General features: G+C 70.5%; 21 protein-coding genes. 9 read left to right on the plus strand and 12 right to left on the minus strand.

Annotated features, from left to right (window positions below):
- Positions 1-16: 16 nt before the first annotated feature.
- Positions 17-643, minus strand: coding sequence for a phytanoyl-CoA dioxygenase family protein (locus tag ABGB21_RS13065; RefSeq protein ID WP_347677884.1), 627 nt, complete (start codon positions 641-643; stop codon positions 17-19).
- 413 nt (positions 644-1056) lie between these two features.
- On the opposite strand from ABGB21_RS13065, the gene ABGB21_RS13070 reads away from it, so the two are divergent.
- Positions 1057-1551, plus strand: a complete 495-nt coding sequence (locus tag ABGB21_RS13070) for a GyrI-like domain-containing protein (RefSeq protein WP_347651645.1) — start codon at positions 1057-1059, stop codon at positions 1549-1551.
- An 83-nt stretch (positions 1552-1634) separates the two neighbouring features.
- Here the strand turns inward: ABGB21_RS13070 and ABGB21_RS13075 are convergent, their stop codons facing one another.
- Positions 1635-2417 carry a GNAT family N-acetyltransferase gene (locus ABGB21_RS13075; protein ID WP_347651646.1) on the minus strand — a complete coding sequence of 261 codons (783 nt, stop codon included), beginning with the start codon at positions 2415-2417 and terminating at the stop codon, positions 1635-1637.
- A 259-nt stretch (positions 2418-2676) separates the two neighbouring features.
- Between ABGB21_RS13075 and ABGB21_RS13080 the strand changes: the two genes are divergently transcribed.
- On the plus strand, positions 2677-3498 hold the full coding sequence (locus ABGB21_RS13080) for an alpha/beta hydrolase (RefSeq protein ID WP_347651647.1): 822 nt from the start codon (positions 2677-2679) through the stop codon (positions 3496-3498).
- A gap of 52 nt (positions 3499-3550) precedes the next feature.
- On the opposite strand, the gene ABGB21_RS13085 is transcribed toward ABGB21_RS13080, so the two are convergent.
- The 5 genes from ABGB21_RS13085 to ABGB21_RS13105 form a co-directional block, all read right to left on the minus strand.
- On the minus strand, positions 3551-4171 hold the full coding sequence (locus ABGB21_RS13085; protein ID WP_347651648.1) for a dihydrofolate reductase family protein: 621 nt from the start codon (positions 4169-4171) through the stop codon (positions 3551-3553).
- Positions 4171-4677 carry an SRPBCC family protein gene (locus tag ABGB21_RS13090; protein WP_347677885.1) on the minus strand — a complete coding sequence of 169 codons (507 nt, stop codon included), beginning with the start codon at positions 4675-4677 and terminating at the stop codon, positions 4171-4173. The genes ABGB21_RS13085 and ABGB21_RS13090 overlap by 1 nt, the downstream gene beginning before the upstream one ends.
- Complete coding sequence (locus ABGB21_RS13095) at positions 4674-5021, minus strand: metalloregulator ArsR/SmtB family transcription factor (protein WP_347677887.1); 348 nt, start codon at positions 5019-5021, stop codon at positions 4674-4676. The genes ABGB21_RS13090 and ABGB21_RS13095 overlap by 4 nt, the downstream gene beginning before the upstream one ends.
- Before the next feature lie 51 nt (positions 5022-5072).
- Positions 5073-5351, minus strand: coding sequence for a DivIVA domain-containing protein (locus ABGB21_RS13100; protein ID WP_347651651.1), 279 nt, complete (start codon positions 5349-5351; stop codon positions 5073-5075).
- Positions 5352-5494: 143 nt separating this feature from the next.
- Positions 5495-6085, minus strand: coding sequence for a hypothetical protein (locus ABGB21_RS13105; RefSeq protein WP_347651652.1), 591 nt, complete (start codon positions 6083-6085; stop codon positions 5495-5497).
- Between the two features lie 347 nt (positions 6086-6432).
- On the opposite strand from ABGB21_RS13105, the gene ABGB21_RS13110 reads away from it, so the two are divergent.
- The 4 genes from ABGB21_RS13110 (at position 6433) to ABGB21_RS13125 (ending at position 8973) form a co-directional block, all read left to right on the plus strand.
- Complete coding sequence (locus ABGB21_RS13110) at positions 6433-6666, plus strand: winged helix-turn-helix domain-containing protein (RefSeq protein ID WP_347677888.1); 234 nt, start codon at positions 6433-6435, stop codon at positions 6664-6666.
- Between the two features lie 3 nt (positions 6667-6669).
- On the plus strand, positions 6670-6900 hold the full coding sequence (locus tag ABGB21_RS13115) for a winged helix-turn-helix domain-containing protein (RefSeq protein WP_347677890.1): 231 nt from the start codon (positions 6670-6672) through the stop codon (positions 6898-6900).
- A 128-nt stretch (positions 6901-7028) separates the two neighbouring features.
- A complete protein-coding gene (locus tag ABGB21_RS13120; RefSeq protein ID WP_347677892.1) occupies positions 7029-7610 on the plus strand; it encodes a hypothetical protein in 582 nt (193 codons plus the stop codon).
- Positions 7611-8052: 442 nt separating this feature from the next.
- Positions 8053-8973, plus strand: coding sequence for a hypothetical protein (locus ABGB21_RS13125; RefSeq protein ID WP_347677930.1), 921 nt, complete (start codon positions 8053-8055; stop codon positions 8971-8973).
- Between the two features lie 85 nt (positions 8974-9058).
- Here ABGB21_RS13125 and ABGB21_RS13130 read toward each other — a convergent pair whose 3' ends face one another.
- Positions 9059-12856: a S8 family serine peptidase gene (locus tag ABGB21_RS13130; protein WP_347677894.1), complete on the minus strand. Its 3798-nt coding sequence runs from the start codon at positions 12854-12856 to the stop codon at positions 9059-9061.
- A 97-nt stretch (positions 12857-12953) separates the two neighbouring features.
- Positions 12954-13349, minus strand: coding sequence for a MerR family transcriptional regulator (locus tag ABGB21_RS13135; protein ID WP_347677896.1), 396 nt, complete (start codon positions 13347-13349; stop codon positions 12954-12956).
- 66 nt (positions 13350-13415) lie between these two features.
- On the opposite strand from ABGB21_RS13135, the gene ABGB21_RS13140 reads away from it, so the two are divergent.
- The 3 genes from ABGB21_RS13140 to ABGB21_RS13150 all read left to right on the plus strand — a co-directional run bounded on the left by ABGB21_RS13140 (position 13416) and on the right by ABGB21_RS13150 (position 16173).
- A complete protein-coding gene (locus ABGB21_RS13140) occupies positions 13416-14330 on the plus strand; it encodes an SDR family NAD(P)-dependent oxidoreductase (RefSeq protein WP_347677898.1) in 915 nt (304 codons plus the stop codon).
- Between the two features lie 200 nt (positions 14331-14530).
- A complete protein-coding gene (locus ABGB21_RS13145) occupies positions 14531-15058 on the plus strand; it encodes a hypothetical protein (protein WP_347651663.1) in 528 nt (175 codons plus the stop codon).
- A gap of 203 nt (positions 15059-15261) precedes the next feature.
- Positions 15262-16173, plus strand: coding sequence for an alpha/beta fold hydrolase (locus ABGB21_RS13150; RefSeq protein ID WP_347651664.1), 912 nt, complete (start codon positions 15262-15264; stop codon positions 16171-16173).
- A gap of 117 nt (positions 16174-16290) precedes the next feature.
- Here ABGB21_RS13150 and ABGB21_RS13155 read toward each other — a convergent pair whose 3' ends face one another.
- The 3 genes from ABGB21_RS13155 to ABGB21_RS13165 form a co-directional block, all read right to left on the minus strand.
- Positions 16291-20502, minus strand: a complete 4212-nt coding sequence (locus ABGB21_RS13155) for a LamG-like jellyroll fold domain-containing protein (protein ID WP_347677900.1) — start codon at positions 20500-20502, stop codon at positions 16291-16293.
- Between the two features lie 77 nt (positions 20503-20579).
- On the minus strand, positions 20580-21437 hold the full coding sequence (locus tag ABGB21_RS13160) for a cobalt transporter (RefSeq protein ID WP_347677902.1): 858 nt from the start codon (positions 21435-21437) through the stop codon (positions 20580-20582).
- Positions 21438-21440: 3 nt separating this feature from the next.
- Positions 21441-22148, minus strand: coding sequence for a hypothetical protein (locus ABGB21_RS13165; RefSeq protein WP_347677904.1), 708 nt, complete (start codon positions 22146-22148; stop codon positions 21441-21443).
- Between the last annotated feature and the right edge of the window lie 114 nt (positions 22149-22262).

Raw genomic sequence — 22262 nt, forward strand, 5'->3', positions numbered from 1 at the left:
CTTCCTCGTACCTGACTCACCCGTGCCCGCCCGCCGCGCCGAGCGTGTCCTGTCCAAGGCCTCGGCGGATCGCGATCTCTACGGGCGAGTACGCACCATCGGCCCGCTCCAATTCGTACGGCGCGGCCGGCATGAGCGGCGGCTGGGCCATGAAGCGCGGCCGCGTCCCATGGTGCGGTTGCGCCGCGTGCACGAGGAACGGATGGCACAGGAAGACGTCGCCCGGGGACCCGGTGGCGAGGGCGACCGGCCGGTGGTCGGACGCCGCCATCAGGTCGGGCGCAAGATCCAGCCCGCTCGCCCCGTCCTCCCCGTACTTCTCCAACAGCTTCGGCACGTCGAGGTGTGAGCCGACCCGGATCCGGGTCGGGGCGTCCTCCTCACCGACCTCGCTGAACAGGAACAGCATCAGCAGCGCCCGGCCGCGGGAGCGAACATTTGTGAAATACCAGCTCTCGCCCTCCGGCAGATAGCTGCCCTCGATGTGCCAGCCCGCGTCGTCCGGTTCCTCCTGGTGCGGGAAGCGCAGCGGGAACGTGCCCAGCGAGTAGCGCGGCTCCCAGCGTCCCGCGCCGACGAGGAGGTCGTACGCGTAGTGGAGGAACGGGGAGTTGGGTGCGGCGGCGAACGGCCCCTGTGCCATGCCGGCCACCCAGTGCACGGGCTGTGTCCACGTCGCTGGATCGTCCGGTTCGCAGCCTGTCTCCTGCCACAGTAGCCGTGCGCAGTCCGCGGCCACGCGTGGCGCGACGGCGCCCTCCAACTTCACGAAGCCGTCGCGAAGAAAACGGGATACCAAGGTCGTGTCATCCATGTCCCCAGCGTGCGGCAGCACCGCCCCCGAGCACCCGACACTTTCTGCGCCGCTTCGATCGGGTGTGCGGCAACAGTGCCGGCGCACCATCGGACCGAACCGCAGCCATCGGGCGCGACCGGTGCGCCTTCGATCAAGGTTGACATCGGGGAAAGGTCCGATGATCTCGACCCAACCGACTCCGCCGGGTCATTCGAGGTTCGCAGCTCAGGTTCCGCCTGACTGTCGAAGGGAGCGAACACATGGACGCCCGCTTAGTCGACCATCCCGCGTTCCGGCTCGTGGGGCACGCGGCCCGCGTTCCGCTGATCCACCATGGCATCAACCTGCACATCCAGCAGCACATCGCCGCACTGTCGGCGGAGGAACACCTGCGCCTGAGGGCACTCGGCAACACTGAGCCGAGCGGCCTGCTCGCGGTTTGCGACGACCTCCACCCTGACTACGACGAGGGCAGCGAGCTGACCTACCTGCACGGGGTCGCCGTGTCCCCGGATACGCCGATCCCCGGCGACCTCGACATCATCGAGGTCCCGGCCGGCATCTGGGTGGTCATCCGCAGCCCGGGGCCGTATCCGCAGGCCCTGCAGAGGACCTGGGCCGCGGCCGCGGCCGAGTGGTTCCCGTCCAACCCGTGGTGTCTGCGGCCAGGCCCGGAGATCGTCGCGGCGCTCAAGCCGACGAACGACCTCAGCACCACGGCCCATCAGCTCTGGCTGCCCGTCGAACCGGCGTAACGACCCGGCGGGCGTCCAGACGCGATCAACGGTTACGGCTCGGCCCCTCTGGTGCGCGGTACGACCCTCGCGGCCTGGGTCGCTCAGAAGGCGCTGAGCATCGTCCAGTGTTCCGTCGTGCTGAATCCGACGCTCTCGAAGAACGGCAGGGACGGCTCGTTGGCGTGCAGGTACGCGGTGTGGGCGCCCGCCGTACGACCGTCGCGGAGGATCACCTCGGTGAGAGCGCGCCCGTAACCCCGACGCTGGAATTCGGGAACCGTCGAGATGTTGGCCAACCCGAGGAATCCGTCGTTGCGGAAGGCGACGCCGGCCGACACGGGCACACCCCGGTCGTTCTCGGCGACGTACGCCGAGGTGCCGGGGCTGTCCAACACCGCCGGCGTGTAGATGGCGGCGATCATCTCCGGCGGCGCGCCGAATCCCGCGCTGAGTACCGCGGCGAAGGTGGCGGACTCGGCCCCGGCCAGCCGGCGTACCCGTACCTCGCTGGCGGTTTCGGGCCGCGTCGGGCCGGACCCGTCGAGCGATTCGAGCATGAACGGCTGGGTGGACGTGGTGGTCAGGCCGTACCGGGTCGCGGTCGCCACGATCTCCGGGGTCGGCTCGCCGCGCAGCCGGATGCTCCACGGTGCCGGCCCGGACTCCCGGGCGGCGACCTCCGCCAGGGCGGCGATCTCGGCGGCGTCGGGCGTGGCGGCGGCACTCAGGATGGGATTCAGCGCCGGAACCATGGCGCGGGTCAGGGCGAGCAGGCTGCCGTTTGCGCCCCGCTCGCGGTACGTGCCGGGAATCGCCGCCGCCAGATCTTCCATGCCCGACAGGAAGGCGAGCGCCGCCTTCGCGGTCGAATAGTTCTCCGTCATCAGAACCCCCTGCTCGATGGCTGCGGAACGCCGGTCCCCGCTGCTCAGGGTCCACCGTCCGCACGGTCACGCGGGCACGATGTGCGGAACCACCGGAAAGTTCGACGGCCCGGTTGTGGCCCCGGTCACCTGCCTGGCCGGTGCCGGGCCGGTTCGGGGCGGGCACGGTCAGGATCTGCGCCGCCGAATACGGGTTGCCCGTCGGTCGAGGGCCACGGTTGAATCCGCTGGTTCGACAATCGAGCAGGTCAGGAGACCGATGACTGTCACGTTGTACACCCCGTCCGGTATCGCCTATGACCGGAGCGGCCCGCCGGACGACGGTCTGCCCGTCGTCCTCGTCCACGCGGGCATCGCCGACCGGCGGATGTGGGATCCGGTCTGGGGTGACCTGGCCGCCGATCATACGGTCGTCCGGTTCGACCTGCGCGGCTTCGGTGAGTCGACAACCCGGCCGGACGGGGTGCTGGACCATGTCGCCGACGTCGTCGCGACGTTGGACCAGCTGGGCATCACGCAGTGCCACCTCGTCGGCGCCTCGTTCGGGTCCGGCGTGGCCACGGAGGTCGCCCTGACCCGGCCCGAGCTGGTGCGGTCGCTGGTGCTGTGCCCGCCCGGTGGCAGCCTGCTGGCCGAACTCACCCCTGACCTGCGCAGCTTCTTCGACGCCGAGAAGAAGGCCCTGGCCGATGGTGATCTCGACGCGGCGGTCGAAGCCAACGTCACCACCTGGGTCGCCGGCCCCGGCCGTAGCGTTTCCGACGTCGCGCCGTCGGTGGTCTCCGCTATCCGGACCATGCAGCGCAACGCGTTCGAGAATACCGAGTCGTGGGGCGACGTCGACGAGACGGAGTTGGAGCCGCCGGCCCTGGAGCGGCTGGGCGACCTGGACCTGCCGGTCCTGGTCCTCGTCGGCGGCCACGACCTGGACACCATCCACGACGCGGCCGGCCGGGTCTGCGCCGGTGCGCCCCGGGTCCGGCGGGTGGACTGGGACGACGTGGCGCACCTGCCGTCGATGGAACGGCCGGCGGACTTCGTCGCACTGGTCCGTGACTGGACCGCCGAGGTGGCCGGCTGATTCAGGGGTGACCCGCGGCACCGTGGGCGCTGCGGGTCCAGCGGCGGTGCGGCTACCTCGGGCGTACGGCGTAGGTCAGGTGCGTGACCCGGGGCGACGCCTCCGACCGGACCTGCTCCAGCGCGATCCGGGTCGCGTCCACGCCGTCGAAGAGCCGGACTCCGGAGCCGAACAGTACGGGTGAGAGCGCGATCGAGAACTCGTCGACCAGGCCGGCGTTCACGTACTCGACGATTGTCGCGCCGCCGCCCGCGATCCGGACGTCGCGGTCGCCGGCGGCCTCGCGGGCCTGGTCGAGCGCGGACTCGATGCCGTCGTTGACGAAGTGGAAGGTGGTCCCGCCCGGCCGCTCCCAAGGGTCACGCTTCTCGTGTGTCACGACGAAGACCGGCGTGTGGAACGGCGCCTCCTCCGGCCACATTTTCTCGCCGGCGTCGAACATGCGCTTGCCCATCACGCTCGCGCCGGTGCGTTCGAACGTCTCCCGCAGGATGTCGTTGTCGCGTCCTTCCTCGCCGCCCTCGCCGAGTTTCAGGTTCTGCCGGAAGAACCGCTGCGGGAAGACCCACCGCTGCAGCTCCATCCACTGCCGGCCCATCAGTTCCTCGGCGGAATTGGGCGCGATGAACCCGTCCAGCGACATCGAGACGCTGAAGAAGACCGTCCCGGCCATCAGCCCTGTGCTCCCTTCCGGGCGCCCTCGGTGACGTAGGCGGCCAGGTTGGCCAGGGTCTGCTGACCGGCCTCGATCGCGTGGTACTTCTCGGCCGCCTCGTCGCGCAGTTGTCTGGTGGGGAACACGGTGCGCATCACGATCCGGGTCCCCGCGTCGTTCGGTGCGAAGGTCAGGACCGACTCGAAGGCGTTCGGGTCGTCGGGTGACTCGCCGTGCAGCAGTTCGATCCGTTCCGGTGGGACGATCCGGGTCCAGGTGATCCACTCGGAGTAGTCGGTTCCGTCCGGTCCGTGCATCACGAAGTCCCAGACTCCGCCGACCCGGAACTCGAAGGACTTTGTGGTGGTGGTGAATCCCTCCGGACCCCACCACCGCGACAGGTGCCGTACCTCGGTGAACGCCTCGAACACCAGCTCCCGGGGGGCGTCGATGACCCGGGAGATCACGATCTCCCGGTCGGCTGTCGCCGACTCCGTCCTTGTTTCCTGCTCTGCCCCGGTCATCGGTCATCCCCTTGCCGTGTTTGCTTGAGTTCCTGCACGTACGCGTCGAGTCGGTCGAAGCTCTCGGTCCAGAACTGCTCGAACCCGCCGATCCACTCGTGGATCGGCTGTAGCCCGCGGGCGTCCAGGCCGTAGAGGCGCTGTTTCCCCGCCCCCCGGACCCGTACCAGTCCCACCTCCCGGAGCACCCGCAGGTGCTTGGACGCTCCCGGCAGGCTCATCCCCAGATGTTGGGCCAGGTCGGTCACCGGTAGCTCACCCGCCCGCAGCAGCGCCAGGATCTCCCGGCGCTGCGGCTCGGCGATCGCGTTGAAGGCGTCCGACGTCGTCGCTGCTCGTGCCACGGCAGCGACTTTAATTTCCCATATGGGAAAACGTCAAGCCGGGAGTGCTGCTCACCACGCTCCCCGGTTCGGCGTACGGGCTGGCGAACTGCGTTCGGGGTCGACGAAGAAGCAGCGGGCGTGCCGGGAGTGCCACTGCCGTAGCCCCTGCCGGATCCGTTCGGCCTCGGTGCGGGCGAGGGACTCCTCGTGTCGTACCCGGTCAAGTTCGTCCGCGAGTTGCCGCAGGTAGGCGTACACCTCGTCGGGGTCGAGGCCGCGCCACCGACGGCCGAAAGTCTTGGCGCGGACCTGGTATGACCGGATCCGTTGTCCGATGCGGTAGATCATCGTGTGCCCTTCCGCTGTCGGGCGGCACCGAGGCGGGCGGGGTCGGCCGTCGACCGCCCGGGTGGCCGACGGACGGAGCCCGGCACCCGCCCCGGGCCCTCCTGGCTCCCGGCCGCCGCAGGGGGTGGGCGGCCGGGAGAGCTTCAGCTGGTCGTGCCGGTCAGCCGGTCGGTGTACGTCGCCAGCGCGCCGGCCGCCTCGGTGAGGCTGGCGGTCATCAGCCCGAGCTGTTCGGCGGCCCGGGCCCACTGCTCGGTCACGATCTCGGTGCCGAAGTCCGGCTCGGCGGCGGAGTCGCGGAGCCGCTGCTCGGCGGCCCGGAGTCGGGCCGGCAGCCCGGCGATCCGTTCGGCAGCCTCGGCGAACTGGGTGCGCGTCACGTCCAGGGTTCCGGCGACCTGACCGACGCTGGTCACCGACGCCTGGTCGAACCGGTCGAGCAGCCGGCGGATGCCGCCGCCGAGCAGTTGGTCGGCATGGTTGGCCAGGTCGAGAGCGTCCTCGCCGCAGCGGCGGGCCTGCCGCAGCTCCGGGTGCGCCGATCCGGCGCTGGTCCGTTCCAGCAGGGTGGCCGCCGCCGCGACCGTCAGGTACGCCTCCCGCAGTTCGCCCGCGACCTGCTCGGCCGCCCACGCCGCACCCGCCTCCGGCGCCTCCGCCGGTCCGTCCTCCGTCGTCGGTACGTCTTCCGGTCTCGGTACGTCTTCCGTCGTCGCCGCTTCCGGCACGGTCACGCCGGTCTCCTTCCGCTCGGGGGTGATCGGGTGTGTCGGGGCAGCCCGAACCACCAGGTCAGGTTCGGGTCACTGCTCGGTGGCCCCTGGCCACCCCGACACGTCCCGGGCCGTACAACCCGGGGGAGCGCGGAACACCAAGCTGCCGAGCGAGGAGTTCCACGGGTACGACGGTAGGTTTCGTAGACGTCTAAGTCAATGAAATCGGAGCATGGAAGTGACGCTTTGTGTGTGATCAAGTCGGCTGGGTAGATCATCCGGCATCCTAGGTAACGTGCGTACCTAGGATGTTGTAGTTAACTAACTTCGGTGGTGAGATGGATGGGCCGAGCGAGGAGTGCCCACCCATGCCCAACCGACCTGCTGACTACCAACGTGTCATCAACGCGATCACCGAGCAGATCCGTTCCGGCGAACTGGCGCCAGGAGACAAGCTGCCCACCTACGCGCAGCTCGCCGACCAGTTCAAGATCAGTGTGACCACCGCCCAGAACGCCCTGCGCATCCTTCGGGAACGTGGTCTCGTGGAAGGCCACCAGGGCAAGGGGACTTTCGTGGCGGAGAACCCACCACCGGCCTGAGCCATGTCAGCCACGCCCTTCTATCAGCGGATCGCCAACGATATCCGTGAGCGGATCCGGTCTGGCGAGCTGAAGCCGGGCGACAAGCTGCCATCAACGTCCGAGCTGTGTGCGCAGCACGGCGTCTCCACCCAGGTCATCCGGTCCGTCATGCTGATCTTGCGGGCGGAGGGCCTGGTGGAGGGTCACCAGGGACGGGGCGTGTACGTCCGCGACCCGCAAGCGACGGAGTAGGTTCTGCCGAGCAGGTGTACTGCCCTGGGGCAGGACCGAGCCTTGTCGGTGACGGAGGCGGGATGGCGGTGACACCACGACGTGGTTACTCCGCCGCCCACTACAACTAGCGGTCTACTATTCCGACGATGACACTGCAGCCCACTGACGAGCTCTCTGCTGCGGCGTGGCTGTATGCGACAGATGTCGACGCGACGCGGTTGATCACGTTCGGGCCGGCCTCGTTCCCCGCGTACGCACGTCTTCGCTACCTGCCCGATCCGGTCCTTCCTGATATGCGCGAGTCGGACGTGCGGCTGCCATTTCGCCGAACCACCGAGATTGACATAGCTCGAACCGCGTTGGAGGCCCTCGCCGACTACAGCTCCTCCACGCGCGACTGCTATGTCTGCGTGTGGGAGGGCGGTGCGACGTTCCGGAATCCTGCACTGACTGGCGGGCCCATGCTGGACCTTCCGCACCGGCGATACGTCCTGTTCACCGGCACCCTGGGCGACTTGATGGGGTGGAGCGACTTGTTCGCCTCCGAAGTTTATTCAGCGCCGGCATTCGTCTGGCCGGCGGATCATGCGTGGTGTTTCGCCAGCGACGTCGACCCTCATTGGGCCGGCATCGGAGCCGGCCGTGGGGTTGTCGACCGCCTCGTCGCGGACAGGAACCTCGACGTGGTGCATGCGGACCCGGAAGAGCGGCAGCCGACGTATTACTGAACCCGGTGGCCGCCTTGAGGCACGCCAGCCCTTTCGCGACCTCAGGGTGCTCGCTGTCGTGGACGGTGTGTTGAGCGAGGTTGGCCGTGTCCGTCGTCTCGGTGGCAACGCTTTCGATGACCTGTTTGGCCAGGCCAGCCGAGGTGATGCCCTGGCGAAGGTCAGCTTTGGCCTCACCGACACTCATCGCGCCTCGATCACGATCGGTCCGTCTCGGTCACTTCACTCGCCGCAGTCCCGTAGTGGGAACACTATCGAACTAACGGTCCCCAGAGGAGCCCATGTGTCGCACCCCAATGAGCGGCCAGGGTGGGCCAGGTCGGCCTGGACTCTCGCTCGGTCGGCCCAGCGTTCGGTATCGCCCACCGACGGATCGTCGCACCCTACGGCCTCGAAAGTCCGTCATGTACTGAAGACCTGGGAAAGTAGCTACGTGATCTGTGTGCCGTTGGACGAGCTGCCGGATTGGCTACCGGCTTGGTGTCTCGACCATCTGGGCGGTGAACCCGCCGAAGTGCTGTTCCAGTCGCAACAGGTCTCGATGGTGTTCGGTCTGCGGCTGGCGGACGGCAGGGAGGTCGTGGTCAAGGCGCGCGCCGACGACGGCCGGGCCGCGTCGTGTGTCGCGGCGCAGGCCCGGATGGCCGAGCGCGGATTCCCGTGTGCCCGACCACTCACGCCGGTGGTCGGTGTCGGTGCGTTGGCCGTGCACGCCGAGAGGTACCGGCCGGGCGGCGAGGTGTTGCACGGGGACTCACCGGAGATAGCCGTACGCTGCGCGGAGGTGTTCGCCGGGCTGATGGCGGAACTCGCCGGCATGACCGTCGCGCCGCCGCTGCCGAATCCGCCCTGGGTGCGCTGGGACCACCTCGACTCAGGATTGTGGCCGGCGATCGACTTTCTGGACAGCCGGGACCAGAGTGTTGTGTCCGAGCACATTGTTGAGACGGCTGAGCGGGCCCGGGGGCGGCTGCTGACCGCCGGCCTGCCGTGCGTGCTCGGCCACGCCGACTTCGAGGCGCAGAACCTGCGGTGGGAGGGTCGGCAGGTGTGGGCGGTGCACGACTGGGACAGCCTGGCGTGGCAGCCGGAGGCGGCGCTGGTGGGAGCGGCGAGCGGGTCGTTCGCCAGTGCCGGGTCCCCCACGTTGGCGCCGATCGAAAGCTCCGAGGCGTTTCTGGTGGCCTATCAGGACATTCGAGGGCGGTTGTTCACGGTTGTCGAGCTGGAAGTGGCCTGGGCGGCCAGCCTGTGGATGGCTGCGTACAACGCCCGGGAGATGGCACTGTGCGGTGGCAGCCTGGCGGGCGGCGAAGCCCTTCGGACGCAGGCAGCCGAACGCCTCCGTCGGGCAAATGCCTGACGTCAGAGCGGAAACGTACCGCCGTAAACGCGGAGGGCCGGTGCCCGGCGCGTGAGCGCGCGGACGCCGGCCCCCTGCACAGAGGTCAGCTCAGGCCGAAGGCCCGGATGACGGTCTGGGTGACGCCACCGCCGTTGTGCTGGGTGGCGGTGACCCGGATGGAGGCGAAGTCAGCCTGGTGCGGGGCGGTCAGGGTTGTCCGCCAGTCGCCCTTCTTCTCCTTCAGGTCCTGCCGCTGCCAGGTGACCCCGTCGTCGTACGAGATCTCCAGCCGAACCGACGAGACCGCGTCCGTGGCGGCGGTGCTGCCGACCACGACCGGGGTGATCGTGAAGTCGCTCCTGCGCTTCGCCCGGCCGTCGAGGTCCACCTCAGTCCCGTAGTCCAGCTGGACCAGCGGAACCACGTCGACGTCCGAGGTCGCCGCCCCGGAGCTGAACCGCCACTCGGTGTTCGTGGCGGTCGAGTACGGGCCGAACGCCGGATCGCCCGTCGTCTCGACGACCAGCCGGTACGGCAACCTCTCCTGCGCCAGCGCATCCGCGTAGAAGTTCGGCCGTCCGTTCAACTCGGACAGTTGCCGATCGCCCTGGTAGAGCGTGATCTTCTGCGGCATCGAGGCCCCGCCGTCGTGCGCGGCCCCGCCGTCACCGAATCCCTGGATCGTGGCGGCCATCCAGTTGTCTCCGCGACCCGGGATGTTGTTGGCGAGCAGGCGCGGCCGGGTGATCGGCCCGTACCACCGGTCCTGTTGCACGCTGCCCGGCCGGTAGGTGATTCCCTCGGTCTGCGACAGCGCCCAGTCGGCGATGTCGGCGCGCTGCTGCCACTTGATCCCCGCCCCGGCGGAGACCCAGTCGGTACGCGGTCCCGGGGCGACCGGCTTGGCCGACAACTCGCGGCCGAAGGACCACTCGTACGGCGGGAAGTCCCGCCGGTACTCGCTGAGCGCCTTGCCGGCGGGCGGCCGGGCGAAGGTGAGGTCGATCCGGGCGAGATCACGCGGATCGGTCTTGGCGGAGGGGTCCTGGGGGATCCGGCCGACGTGGAAGTCGACCAGGTCGTACAGGTACCTCGGCGCCGGGTGTGCCTCGACGGTCAGCGGCACCCGCTTCTTGCTGCCGGCGGCGGCGATCTTCTTGATCAGCGCCTCGCCCTCGTCCAGGTTCGTCGAGGCGACCGGGACCGGCCCGCTGGTCACGCCGTCTGGGTTGCCGTACCAGTCGCTACGCAGACCCTTCTGATTGTTGACCACCAGGAGCAGCGCCGCACCGGCGGCCTGTGCCGCCGCCACCAGCTCGGTGGGAGCCACGGCGTCGCTGGCGCGGACGACCACGGCCCGGCCCCGGGCGGACAGCCCGGCGTACTCGGCCTTCGTGCCGGTGCCGGCGAAAGCCGCGTCCAGCCGCGAGGTGCCGTCCGGAAGCGGCCGGGACCCCGGCTGGACCAGGAGGTTGTCGAGCCGGTGCCCGGGGTAGCTGACCGTCAGCGGGGTCTGCTCGGCGCGGAACCGGGTGGTGAAAACGAAGGTGCCCTTCTTGGGCGCGCTCTTGGTGGGCAGGGCCCAGAGGCTGTCGTGGACGGGACCGGGCCAGATCGTCTCCCGCAGGGCGCTCCAGTCGCCGGGCGCCGGCTCGCTCTGGTTCCACGAGCGGTAGATGTCGACCCGGCTGTCGGCCACGGTGGTCGGTTTGGCGGTCGCCACCTTCACCTGGCGTGCCTTCGAGGCGTCGAATTCGATCACCCGGTCGGTGGTCAGCTCGACCTCGGGAGCGGTCAGGATCGCCAGCCCGAGGGAGTGCGGTCCGTGCAGTCCCTCGACCTCCGCCGCCGCCACGATGGTGTACGAGCCGGGAACCAACCGACTGGTCAGCGTGCCGTTCCGGGACCACATCCAGGAGGAGACGCCGTCGGTGTTGACGATCTCGACCTCGGCGTCGAGCGGTCGGCCGGCGCGGTCCTTGAGGTGGACGGTGAGCTCATGCTTCTCCGATTCGACCGAGACCCCGACGGCGGTGTGCACCTGGCCGGCGGCGTACCGGGCGGTGACCTGCGCGGTGTACTGGCCGGGCGCGAGCCCTTCCGGGTCGACCACGACGTCGACCGTGGACTTTCCGCCCGCCGGCACGGTGACCCGCTCGACTCCGGCCGTGAACGTCCCGGCAGGGGAGGCGCCTCCGTCGACCGAGAGCTCCAACGTCAGCGGAGCGTTCGTGGTGTTGGTGTAGGTGATGGTCCGGGTGATCGGCTGCCGCTTCGTACCGGGCGACCACTTGATCAGTCCGGCGTCCACCGACCCGGTCGCGATGACCTGGTCCTGGTGGTAGGCGGCGGCCAGGTTCAGCCGACCGGTCCCGGCCTGGTAGGCGTTGTAGTCAGGGGTACGCGTGCTGGTGCCCATCAGCGCGTCCTTGATCTGCTGCCGGCTCCACTCCGGGTGTTTCTCCGCCAGCAGGACGGCGGCCCCGGCGACGTGCGGCGCTGCCATCGAGGTGCCGCTCTCCAGGCGGTAGTAGCCCTCACCCCAGGACATGTGCTGCGAGCGTGCGGCCAGCACGTCCACCCCGGGTGCCGAGATGTCGGGCTTGAGGCCGTCGTCGGTCATCCGTGGTCCGGCGCTGGAGAAGATCGCGAGCTGGTCGGCGGCGTCGACCGCGCCGACGGTGAGCGCGGCGTCCGCCGTGCCCGGCGCGCCGAGCGTGTACGAATCCTGCCCGCTGTTGCCGGCGGAGACGACAAACAGCGCCCCCGTCTCGGCGCTCAGCTGGTTCAGCGCCTGGCTCAGCGGATCGTCCTGGGTGCGCCAGTCGCTGACGCCCAGGCTCATGTTGATCACGCGGGCGTGTTCGGTCCGGGCCGCCCACTCCATGCCGGCGATGATCCCGGAGATCGACCCGCCGCCGTTGTCGTCGAGGACCTTGCCGATCACCAGGTCGGCGTCGGGGGCGACGCCCCGTTCGGTACCGCCGGAGGCGGCGCCGGTGCCGGCGACGGTCGAGGCGGTGTGGGTGCCGTGCCCGTCCTGGTCGACGATGTCGTCGCCGGGGATGAAGCTTCGGGACGCGACGACCCGGTTTGCCAGGTCCGGGTGGCTGGGGTCGTACCCGGTGTCCAGGACCGCGACGCGGACGCCGCGGCCGGTGCTGCCCGCCGCCCAGACGGCGGGGGCGCCGATCTGCGCCGTGGTGTCGGCGAGCGTCGCCTTCGCCTTCCCGTCGAGCCACACCTTGTCGATGCCGGCGGCGAAGGTCGGTGCGCTGCCGGCTTCCGGGGTGGCGGCGCTGCGGCTGTTCGCCGACGCGACGGCGTTCCGGCCGTCGCCGGTGAGGGCCGACCAGAAGGCGGCGGCCTCCGACCGACGCGCCCGGACCGCCTCACCGTTGACCGAGGAGAGGTCCAGCGTGGTTTCCGCACCCGGCAGGGTGGTCCGGGTACGCCGGGCCGCCGGGTCTGTCGTCCTGGTGAGGATCAGCGGAAGCTCGCTGGTGTGGGCGTCGTCGTAGCCCTGGGCGATCAGTTTGGTGACGTTGAAGAGCTGCTTGTCGAGTCGGCCGGTGGCGATCAGGGCCACCGCCTCGTCGGGGTAGACGTAGGTGTCCCGGCCCTCGGTGTTGACCCGTACCGGGCCGGTGGCGCCCGGCGCGCGGGCGACGTCCACCGTGGGAGTGGCGCCCTCGGGTCCCGGGGTCACCGTCACCTTGTCGCCGGTGATCAGGGTGACCGTGGCGGGGGTACCTGCCGCGTTGTTGCCGCCACCGGCCGCCGGGGGTGTGGTCGGCGGTGGGGCGGGATTGGCGCCGTGGGCCGCCGCTGGGGTTGCCAGGGCGGCGACCAGGGCGACGCCCAGGCCTGCCGCAGATCTTCGGGTGAAAGACAGCCGCACATTACCTCCAAGATCGACTTATGTCGGAAGTTGATCACTCTTGGGAGGTTGTGTAAAGACAGGTTGTGTTACAAGTTCCGCACCGGCACAGGGGTGTTCACCAGGGGTTGCCGGTCGCGCCGGCGGCCAGGTGCCGTTCGTAGCTCGCCACCTTGTTGTTGATCAGCTCCAGACAGTCATGTATCCGGTCGAGCTGGTCGAGGACCCGCTGCCGGTGCTCCCGGAGCAGTTCCAGCCGTTTAGCCTCGTTTCCGTTGCCCTCGCCGACCAGCCGGGCCAGTTCGGCGATCGTGGTGAGCGGCATCCCGGTGGCCCGGAACTTGACGCAGTTGGTCAGCCACTCGACATCCCACGCGGTGTAGACCCGTCGGCCGTGGCTGTCCCGGCGTACCTCGCCGGCCAGCAGGCCGGCCCGTTCGTAGAGCCGCAGAGTGTGCACGCTCAACCCGGTACGCCGGGCCACCTCCCCGATGCCGTACTCCCGGTCCGTCATGGATCGACCCTAGTCACCGACCGGGCGGTTGACCTAGACCTCGGTCTAGCACCTAGCGTCCGCCGCATGACGCAGAACCGGACCCATCCCGGCGACCACAGCACCGCCGCCGAGGTGCTCGCCGGAATCGACCTGACCGGGCGGACCGCGCTGGTCACCGGCGGCTACTCCGGAATCGGACTCGCCACCGTCCGCGCGCTCGCCGCAGCCGGGGCCAGGGTCGTCGTACCGGCCCGCCGGCCGGAGACGGCCGAACGGGCGCTCGCCGACACCGCCGGGACCGAGGTCGACCGGCTCGACCTCGCCGACCTCGACTCGGTGCGGGCCTTCGCCATCCGGTTCCGGCAACGGCACCCCACCCTCGACATCCTGATCGCGAACGCCGGCGTGATGGCCTGCCCGGAGACCCGGGTCGGCCCCGGCTGGGAAGCCCAGTTCGCCACCAACCACCTCGGCCACCACGCACTTGTCAGCCTGCTGTGGCCGACGCTCACCGCCGCCGGTACGGCCCGGGTCGTCTCGGTCGCCTCCGGACGCGACCCGGCCGGCCGGATCCGCTGGCACGACCCGCACTTCACCGACGGGTACGACAAGTGGGCCGCGTACGGCCAGTCGAAGCTGGCCAACATCCTCTTCGCCCGGCACCTGGACCGGCTCGGCGAGCCGTACGGCGTCCGGGCCTTCTCGGTCAACCCGGGGTGGATCCTGACGCCGCTGCAACGGCACCTCACCGCCGACGAGATGGTCGCCGCCGGCTGGATCGACGCCGACGGCAATCCACTGCCCGGGTTGTTCAAGTCGCCCGGGCAGGGGGCGGCGACCATCGCATGGGCGGCCACCGCACCGCAGCTCGACAGGCAGGGCGGCGGGTACTGCGCGGACTGCCGGGTGGTCGACGCGGGCGACGACGACATCGACGCCGCCCGCCTCTGGCGGCTCTCGGTGGAGCTGACGGGGATCGACCTGGTCACCCACGGCTGACCAGGTCGGCAGCTCCACCGGGAGCCGGCTCCTACCGGGTCCTGCCGACAGCCTGAGCTGGCTGTCGGCGGCCGGTGACCCGGGCCGCTTGTTGCCGGCGGCCGGAAAACTGGCCGGCGGTTGTTCGCCGAACTCTGCCGGTGCGGCGCACCCGTTACCGACCCAAGCTGGAGGTTCGACAGCTTCGCGGGGGAGCGGGGGTGGACAAGCGGGGGGAGGACGCGACGATGGCGGCGGTCCGTGAGGTGATGTCCGGCGGGCACGACGCCGACCGAGACGCGGTACCTTCGGCGGCCGGCGGTGGGGCCGGCCGGGTCGCGACAGGTCAGCCGACCGCGACCACGGCGCCCACCCTGCTCGCGATCGACTTCGGCAGTACGTGGCTGCGGGCCTGGGGGCTGGCCCGGGGTACGGCCAGCTTACTGACCGCCGACGGACCCTCGGCGGCGCCGCTCGTCCGGCGGGGACGTCTGGTCGACCTGGCGGCGGTGACCGCGCGGCTCGTCCGGGAGGTCTACCAGCAGCCGGAACACCGTCCGGCGGCGCTCGCCGCGCTGGCCCGGGGAATGGTGCTGGTCGGCGACGGCGCGGCCCGACCCGAGTTGACCGTCGCGCTCGCCCAGGCGCTCCGGATCGGAGTGCACCCGGCCGCCGCGCCGTACACCGCCGCGCTCACCGGGGCCGGGCTGGCCGCGATGTCCGCCGCCGGGCATCCCTTGCCCGGCTGACGGGGCGGGTGCTCGGTAGGTCGAGGTGACGACGCGGGATGTTGCCGGGGAGGACCCGGTCAGTGCATTTGTCGAGGCGAGCAGCTTATCCGTGAGACAAAACAATTGGCCCGGGAGACAAAACAATTATATCACATGATATCAATAAATATTCAGGTGATGCCCGTCGATGGGGAATCGGGCGGCGGTTACGTTTCCCCGCCATGCGGAACTCTCACGAGACGTTCGTCTCCTCCGGAAACCTGCGACTGTGGACGGAACGCTTCGGCGATCCCGCCCACCCGCCGGTGCTCCTCGTCATGGGAACCTCGGCCCAGGGGATCGGCTGGCCCGACGACCTGGTGCGCCGACTTGTCGACGGCGGCCAGCAGGTGATCCGGTACGACCACCGGGACACCGGCCGGTCCGACCTCGTCGACTTCGGGCGCCAGCCGTACACGCTGGCCGACCTGGCCGAGGACGCGCTCGCCGTACTGGACGGGCACGGGGTCGCCGCCGCCCACGTCGTCGGCGCCTCCCTGGGCGGTGCCATCGGGCAGTGGCTCGCGGTACACCGGCCGACCCGGGTCCGCACCCTGACCGCGCTGATGACCTCGCCGATGGGCAACAACCCCGGGCCGGCCTGGGCGCGGGCGATGGGTGGTCAGCCGCCCGCCCCTGACGAGCTGCCGCCGCCCGCGCCCCACTTCTTCCAGCACCTGCTCGCCTCGGCGGCGCTGCCCCGGACCAGCCGGGAGGAGCAGATCGCGGCCAGTCTGGAGACCTGGCGGATGTTGCACGGCACCGGACTGCCGTTCGACGAGCCGGCGGCTCGCCGCTTCGCCGAACTGTCGTACGACCGGGCCCGTGATCCGGCCGCCGCCACCAACCACGACCTGGCCGGTCGGCAGCTCACCCCCGACCGGCTCGCCCCGCTCTCCTCGATCACCGCACCGACGCTTGTCGTGCACGGCACCGAAGACCCGCTCTTCCCGCCCGCACACGCCGAGGCGCTGGCCGGACTGATTCCCGGAGCACAGCTGCGTATGGTGCCCGGCATGGGCCACGGCCTGCACTCGGTGGGCCTGTCCGCGCAGCTCGCCGACCTCGTCAACGAGCATCTCGACGCCAACTGAACCCGGCGGCCGCCTTTCCCGGCCTCGGGCCGATGCGGCACCCGACGGGGTGATCGCAGACCAAAAGCGGGGCCGGCCCGACCGGACCGGCCCCGCTTTCCGGGACGTACCCCTCGATCAGTGGCGGCGCTCGACCACCGTCAGGGTGAAGTCGTCGTACGACGGCGCGTGCTTCCGGTCGCCGCCGTAGACCGCCCGTACCTGGTGCCTGCCCGGCTGCGGCAGGCGGTCCACCGTGCAGGTGGCGACGCCCTTCTTGACCGTGGCCTCGCACAGCACGTCCTCACCGAGGAGGAACTGCACCGGGCCGGTCGCGGAGCCCGGCTTGACGGTGGCGGTCAGCTTGACGCTCTTGCGCCAGGTCGCCGTCACGTCGTCGGCGTGCACCGACGTCTTGACGAGTTCATCGCCCGGTGTCTTCGTCACGGTCACCACGCGGTTGGCGACCGCCTGGTTGCCGTTGCTGTCCGACACGAGGTAGGTGAGCGGGTAGCTGCCCGGCGTCCGGGTGTCGACGGTGCCGACCACCTGGATCCGGTCGGTCACGTCACCGTCGGTGTTGTCCCGTGCGGTGACCCCGGCCAGCGGGTCGAAGGCCGTGTTCTGCTTCACCGTGGTCGACGCCGGGACGGTCAACACCGGCGGGGTGACGTCGGTGCCGGCCGCGGTGGCCGTGAAGATGCCGCCGAACTGGTCCGCCGAGCCGACCTGCGCCCCGTCACCGGTACGGCTGGTGCTGGTCCACGCGTACAGTTCGCCCTCGGTCAGGCCCGTCCACTCGACGCTGGCCGGCCAGCCCGACTTCGCGGTGGCCTCACCGATCACCGTGTCGGTCGGGGTGACGACGGCCAGGCTGTCCGTGCCGAAGCTGGTGGTCCGGCTGGACAGGTCGATCGGCAGCACCATGTTGTCCTCGGCGCCGTTGTAGCGCTTGCGGTCGTCGTACTCGGTGGCGCCGAAGTTGTCGAGCATCGGCGAGTAGGTGTCGATGCTCATCTCGGACCGGTCGACGTCGATCTGCAGCAGCCGCAGGAAGCTGGCGCCGAACTGCAGCAGGTCGCCGCTCCGGTGGTCGACGGTGCCGTCGCCGTTCAGGTCGAGGTTGCCGTTGGCGTCGACCTTCTCCGGCCACAGCTCGCCCGCGGTCATCTTGTAGAACTGGTAGTCCGCGAGCAGTTCGACCACGTCGTGTGCCACCGTCACGCCGACGCCGGTCTTGAGGTTGGTGCCGACGCCGTGTTCGTGGCCGGCGAGGACCAGGAAGACGTTCGGGTTGTTCTGGACGATGGTCGAGAAGGCCCGGGAGCCGTCGGTGGAGAAGCCGGCGCCGCGGCCGTCCGGCGTGGCCGACGGGGCGAGGTAGGCGTGGGTGAGCAGGATGCCGTTGCGGTCGTGGTACCGCTGGAACACCGAGCTGGCCCAGTCGGCCTCGGCCTGCGTGACGCCGTAGGACAGGCCCACCGCCACGAAGTCCAGCCCACCGGCGGAGAACAGGACGTAGTTGTTCTGGTTGTCCCTGCCCGGGGTGACCGTGTTGCCCGCCGGGTCGGTGGTCTCGTCCCAGGCGTGGTACGACGCCTTGGACCCGGCCGGCCACTTCTTGGCGCCCTCGTAGTAGCGCTCCGGGCCGTAGTAGCGGTTGAAGCGCGAGGTCGGGCCGGTCTCGTTGCCGCCCTGGTTGTCGTGGTTGCCCGCGACGACCTGGTTGACCAGACCGGCGTCGTCAAGTGTCCGCTGCGCCTCCGAGGTGAACTCGAACTCGCGGGTCACCTGCTCGTCCAGACCGGGGTAGAGCAGGTTGCCGCTGGAGTCCCTGGCGAGCGGGTCGGAGTAGTCGTTCTCGATGACGTCACCGGTGTGCGCGGTGTACGCGATCTTCCTGCCGTCGGCGTTGTCGGCGAGCCAGCGGGTGGTGTCCCGGTAGGACTTCTGCCAGAGCGCCCGCTCCTCCATGGTCATCTTGTCGGTGGGCTCGTCGACGCCGTCGAAGTCGTCGTACGTGCCGCCGGCCGCGCCCTCGGCGAGGTACTGCGTGTCGGTGAAGTGGGCGAGCGAGAAGTCGTACCTCGACGGGTCCTCGAAGTGGTCCCGGTTGGCCGGGTCGTTCGCGGAGCCGTCGCGCGGCGCGAGGTCGTCGGCGAACGGGTCCGCACCGACGACCAGGACGTGGACCACACCGTTGTCGACCAGCTCGGGCCGGACGACGGCCTGCAGGGTGGTGTCACCTTCGGCCTGGCCACGCGCCGTGGCGAGCTCGGTCCAGGTCTGTGCGGTGGCGTTCCAGGCGTGCAGCGAGACGGCCCGCTCGGGGTCGACCACGCCGTTCCACAGGATCTGGCGACGCTCGCCCGAGGCCGGCACCTGGACGTCGAAGCGCTGGAACGGGATGTTGCCGGTGGACGGACTGTTCGCCACCGTGCCGTCCGGACGCGGGCTCGCGCCGATCTGGCCGCCCTGGGTGTAGGAGAAGTCCAGCGTGGCGGGCATGACCGGGACGACACCCTGGAAACCACCGACCGGCACGCTCGGCGTGGCCTGCCGGAAGGTGGTGGTGACCGGGCCGCCGTCGGGGTTGTGCGCGATCGCCGACAGGGTGACCCGGCCACCTCCCTGGCCGACGTCCGTGCCGCCGGAGGTCGGGATGGCGTCGGAGGTGAAGGTCACCGTCTTGCTGGCCGGCTTGCCGAACACGTCGGTCGCGGTGATCTCCAGGGTGTGGTTGCCGGACCTCAGGCCGGCGCCGACCTCCTGGCCGACCTGAACGGGCGTGCCGTCGAGCAGGTACCGCCAACCGGTGGCGTTGCCCTGGTTGGTCACGGCGACCTGGAACTCGGTGGGGCGGCTCAGGTGCGCGCCCTGCGCCGGAACGGTCGAGGTGACCGCGACGCCCGCGTCCCGGACGGCACCGAGCGCGGCGATGTTGAGGGCCTGCACCTCGTCCAGGGTGAGCACCCGGGAGTAGATCCGTGCGTTGCGTACGGTGGCCGGCGTCCAGAACTGGTTGACCGCGTCCGCGCCCACATAGAAGGCGTTACGGGCGGCGCCGCCGGGCAGGCCCAGCGGGGCGGGTGCGGCGACCGTGGCGGCCAGGGCGCCGTCGACGTACAGCTTGGCGTTGACGCCGTCCCAGGTGCCGACGGCGTGGTACCAGCGGCCGGAGGAGATCTGGACCTGGGCGTTCCGGTAGGCGCCGTTCGCGTACACGGCGAAGGTCAGCTTGTCGCCGTAGACGACGATCGAGTAGCCGCCGCTCTCCTTCTCGGAGCAGACCGAGTGCTCACCGGAGTTCGGCAGGGTGCCGTTGTCCTTGAAGGTGCACTCGATGGTGGCCTGGTTGCGGATTTTCTCCCACTGCGTGTCGCCCATCGCGTACGCGTACGCGTCGTTGGCGCCGTCGAAGGACGCGACCGGCACCTTCACCGCGCTGTCCTGCGCGATGACCGGCTCGCCGACGGTGGTGACGGCGAGGTTCTGCGCGTCGTCGCGCGGGGTGTTGTCGTCGAAGTCGACGTCGAGGACGTCGGCGACCGGCACGGGCGGGGTGAGCCCGTACGCCGAGGCGAGTTGGGCCGCCTGGGCCGGGTCCAGCGCCGCACTCCACACCCGGCTGCCGGCGAAGGAGGCCGGCGGGGCGACCTGCCCGATGCCGGAGGGCGCGGCGTCGGCGCCGATCACGAACCGGCGCGAGGTGGCCGCCGGTGGCGCGAGTGCCCCGCTGGCCGGGGTGACGCCGGCGAGCTGGCCGTTCAGGTAGAGGCGTAGGTTCTGGCCGTCCCAGACGGAGAGCGTGTGGTACCAGCGGCCGCCGGTGACCGGGGTCAGCACCGACTTGTAGCCGCCGCCGATGTGGGCCATCGTGCCCAGGTTGCCGCCGGTGACGTAGACCGAGAAGCCGCCGGCCTCCTTGTCGGAGCAGAGGTCCTTCTCGCTGCCCACCGGCATGGTGGTGTCGACGCGGAAGACGCACTCGATGGCGAAGCCGGTGGCGAACCGGCTCCACTGGTCGGCGAGGTCGAAGGAGACGGCGTCGTCGACCCCGTCCACCTTCATGATGTCGTGACCGAGCGTCGCGTCGCTGGAATAGCTCGGGGCGCCCCAGGTGGTGGGTGCGAGGCCCTGGGCCCGGTCGGTGGCGGCGCCGCCGCCGAAGCTGACGTCGAGTACGTCGGCCGCCGGCACGGTGACGGCCGAGGCGGCCGGATGGAGGTTGGCCGAGGTCGGCGCGTCCTGGGCGGGCAGCATCAGCATGCCGCCGGCCACCACGAGCCCGAGGGCGGTTGCACCGAGGTGCCGCCACCCTCGGGTGACCGGATGTGGTCGTGTTGCCACGACAACTCCTTTCTGGGGGTGCTCTGTTGGCGCCGCAGGTGGGTACCTGGGCGAGATTCGCGGCGGAACCTCTGCGGTCAGGTCCCGGGTAGACCGGCCACGGCCGTGGCGGTGAGACCGAAGCCGACGAGCGTGATTCCGCAGGCGGCCACGACGGGGGCTACCCGCGCGGCCACCGTCAGGAGGGTGCGGGACGAGGCGGCGCGCACGACGAGGGAGCGTCCGGTCAGCGCCAGCAGCCCGACGGTGAAGAGCACCGCGGCGAGCCCCAGGCCGAAGCAGGCCACGAGGACGAGTGCGAACCCGGCCCGTCCGGCGAAGATGCCGGTCACCAGCGCGAGGAAGGCCGCCGGCGACGGGGTCAGGCCGCCGGAGACGCCGAGCAGCAGGAGCCCGGGCCGGGACGTACCACCGTGGTCGTGGGTGTGACCGTGGCCGTGATCGTGCGGGTGGCCGTGGGTATGACCGTGACCATGACCGTGGGCATGACCATGACCGTGGCCGCGCAGGTGGCGTCGCAGCAGCCAGAGCCCGACGGCGACGACGGTGAGCCCGGCCGCCAGTTGCAGGCCGGTGGTCAGCCGCTCGAGGCTCAGCAGGTCGGAGAGGGAGAAGAAGGTCCAGGCGACCGCGACGGCGAGCACCGAGACGGTGTGCATGACGGCCACCGACACGCCCAGCCAGGCGGCGTCGCGGACCCGGCCCCGCGAGCCGACCAGGTACGCCGCCGCGAGGCTCTTGCCGTGTCCGGGCGCGAGACCGTGTGCCGCCCCCGCCACGAACGCGATCACCAGCGCCACCGGTACGAAGCCCGGCGACTGCACCGCCTCGACGAGCCGGTCGCCGAGCGCGGCGGCGCCGAACAGGTCGGCGGCGAGCAGTGGACCGGGGTCGGGATCGGTTGCGGACGCGGCGACGCTGGTGAGGGCGTTCACGGCTCAGGCCTCTCGTCGCCGTCGGCGGTACCAGAGGATGCCGGCGGCCACGGCGGCCAGCATGACTCCCCCGACGGCCAGCAGTTGCCGGGCGCTCTGCTCGGTGGGGGTCGCGGTGGTGCTGCGGGGCGACGCGGGGCCGGAGCCCGCGCCCAAGTGCCAGTCCGCCGACTCGTGGGTGGCGTCGTACACGGCCTTCTGCCCGTCGGGTCCCCTGGCGAGCGTCCGGTACGCCTGGTGCAGGTCGGTGAGCATCCGAGACGTCACGGTCACCGTGCCCACCGGCGCGGCGCAGCTGAACCGCAGCTCGGCGCCGCCGGAGGTCAGGTCGTCGGCGACGTCGACCGCACCGTCGCAGGGCCGCCCGCTCTGGGACACGGTGATGCGCTCGGCCAGGTACCCGGCGAACTCGGGGGCTCCGGCCAGCGCCCGCGCGTCGGAGGACTGGTAGGTCACCGCACCGTCGAGCAGCACCCGGTCCTCGGGCAGCACGCCGAGGGAGACGCCGAGCAGGGTCAGGTCGTCGCTCCCGCCGACCCGCCAGCGGATCCGTACGCCGTGGTCGCCCTCGCCGGAGACCTCGATCTGTTGTGGATCGCCGAAGGGATGCGCCGAGGCGGCGTCCGGAAACACTCCGCCGAGCAGGGCGATCGCCGCCAGCATCCAGGCGCAGCGCCGCGCGTGGCGTCGGGCACGGCTCAGGGACTGCACAGCGGACTCTCATTCGCTCGGGACTCGCGGAAACGGGGTGATCGTTCCGGCCGCAGGTGACCGTCGAGGTCACGGAGACTGAGCGAACGTTGACGCGGAGATTGCCGGGTTGCG

Origin of the sequence: Plantactinospora sp. B24E8 (genome assembly GCF_039871735.1) — a bacterium.
Lineage (GTDB): Bacteria > Actinomycetota > Actinomycetes > Mycobacteriales > Micromonosporaceae > Plantactinospora.

Excerpts from the sequence above, each read along its gene's own strand:
- ABGB21_RS13090 (WP_347677885.1), bottom strand. The coding sequence starts at position 4,677 with ATGACCGGGGCAGAGCAGGAAACAAGGACGGAGTCGGCGACAGCCGAC.
- ABGB21_RS13115 (WP_347677890.1), top strand. The coding sequence starts at position 6,670 with ATGTCAGCCACGCCCTTCTATCAGCGGATCGCCAACGATATCCGTGAG.
- ABGB21_RS13150 (WP_347651664.1), top strand. The coding sequence starts at position 15,262 with ATGCGGAACTCTCACGAGACGTTCGTCTCCTCCGGAAACCTGCGACTG.
- ABGB21_RS13135 (WP_347677896.1), bottom strand. The coding sequence starts at position 13,349 with ATGACGGACCGGGAGTACGGCATCGGGGAGGTGGCCCGGCGTACCGGG.
- ABGB21_RS13085 (WP_347651648.1), bottom strand. The coding sequence starts at position 4,171 with ATGGCCGGGACGGTCTTCTTCAGCGTCTCGATGTCGCTGGACGGGTTC.
- ABGB21_RS13120 (WP_347677892.1), top strand. The coding sequence starts at position 7,029 with ATGACACTGCAGCCCACTGACGAGCTCTCTGCTGCGGCGTGGCTGTAT.
- ABGB21_RS13140 (WP_347677898.1), top strand. The coding sequence starts at position 13,416 with ATGACGCAGAACCGGACCCATCCCGGCGACCACAGCACCGCCGCCGAG.
- ABGB21_RS13075 (WP_347651646.1), bottom strand. The coding sequence starts at position 2,417 with ATGACGGAGAACTATTCGACCGCGAAGGCGGCGCTCGCCTTCCTGTCG.
- ABGB21_RS13080 (WP_347651647.1), top strand. The coding sequence starts at position 2,677 with ATGACTGTCACGTTGTACACCCCGTCCGGTATCGCCTATGACCGGAGC.
- ABGB21_RS13065 (WP_347677884.1), bottom strand. The coding sequence starts at position 643 with ATGGCACAGGGGCCGTTCGCCGCCGCACCCAACTCCCCGTTCCTCCAC.
- ABGB21_RS13110 (WP_347677888.1), top strand. The coding sequence starts at position 6,433 with ATGCCCAACCGACCTGCTGACTACCAACGTGTCATCAACGCGATCACC.
- ABGB21_RS13070 (WP_347651645.1), top strand. The coding sequence starts at position 1,057 with ATGGACGCCCGCTTAGTCGACCATCCCGCGTTCCGGCTCGTGGGGCAC.
- ABGB21_RS13100 (WP_347651651.1), bottom strand. The coding sequence starts at position 5,351 with ATGATCTACCGCATCGGACAACGGATCCGGTCATACCAGGTCCGCGCC.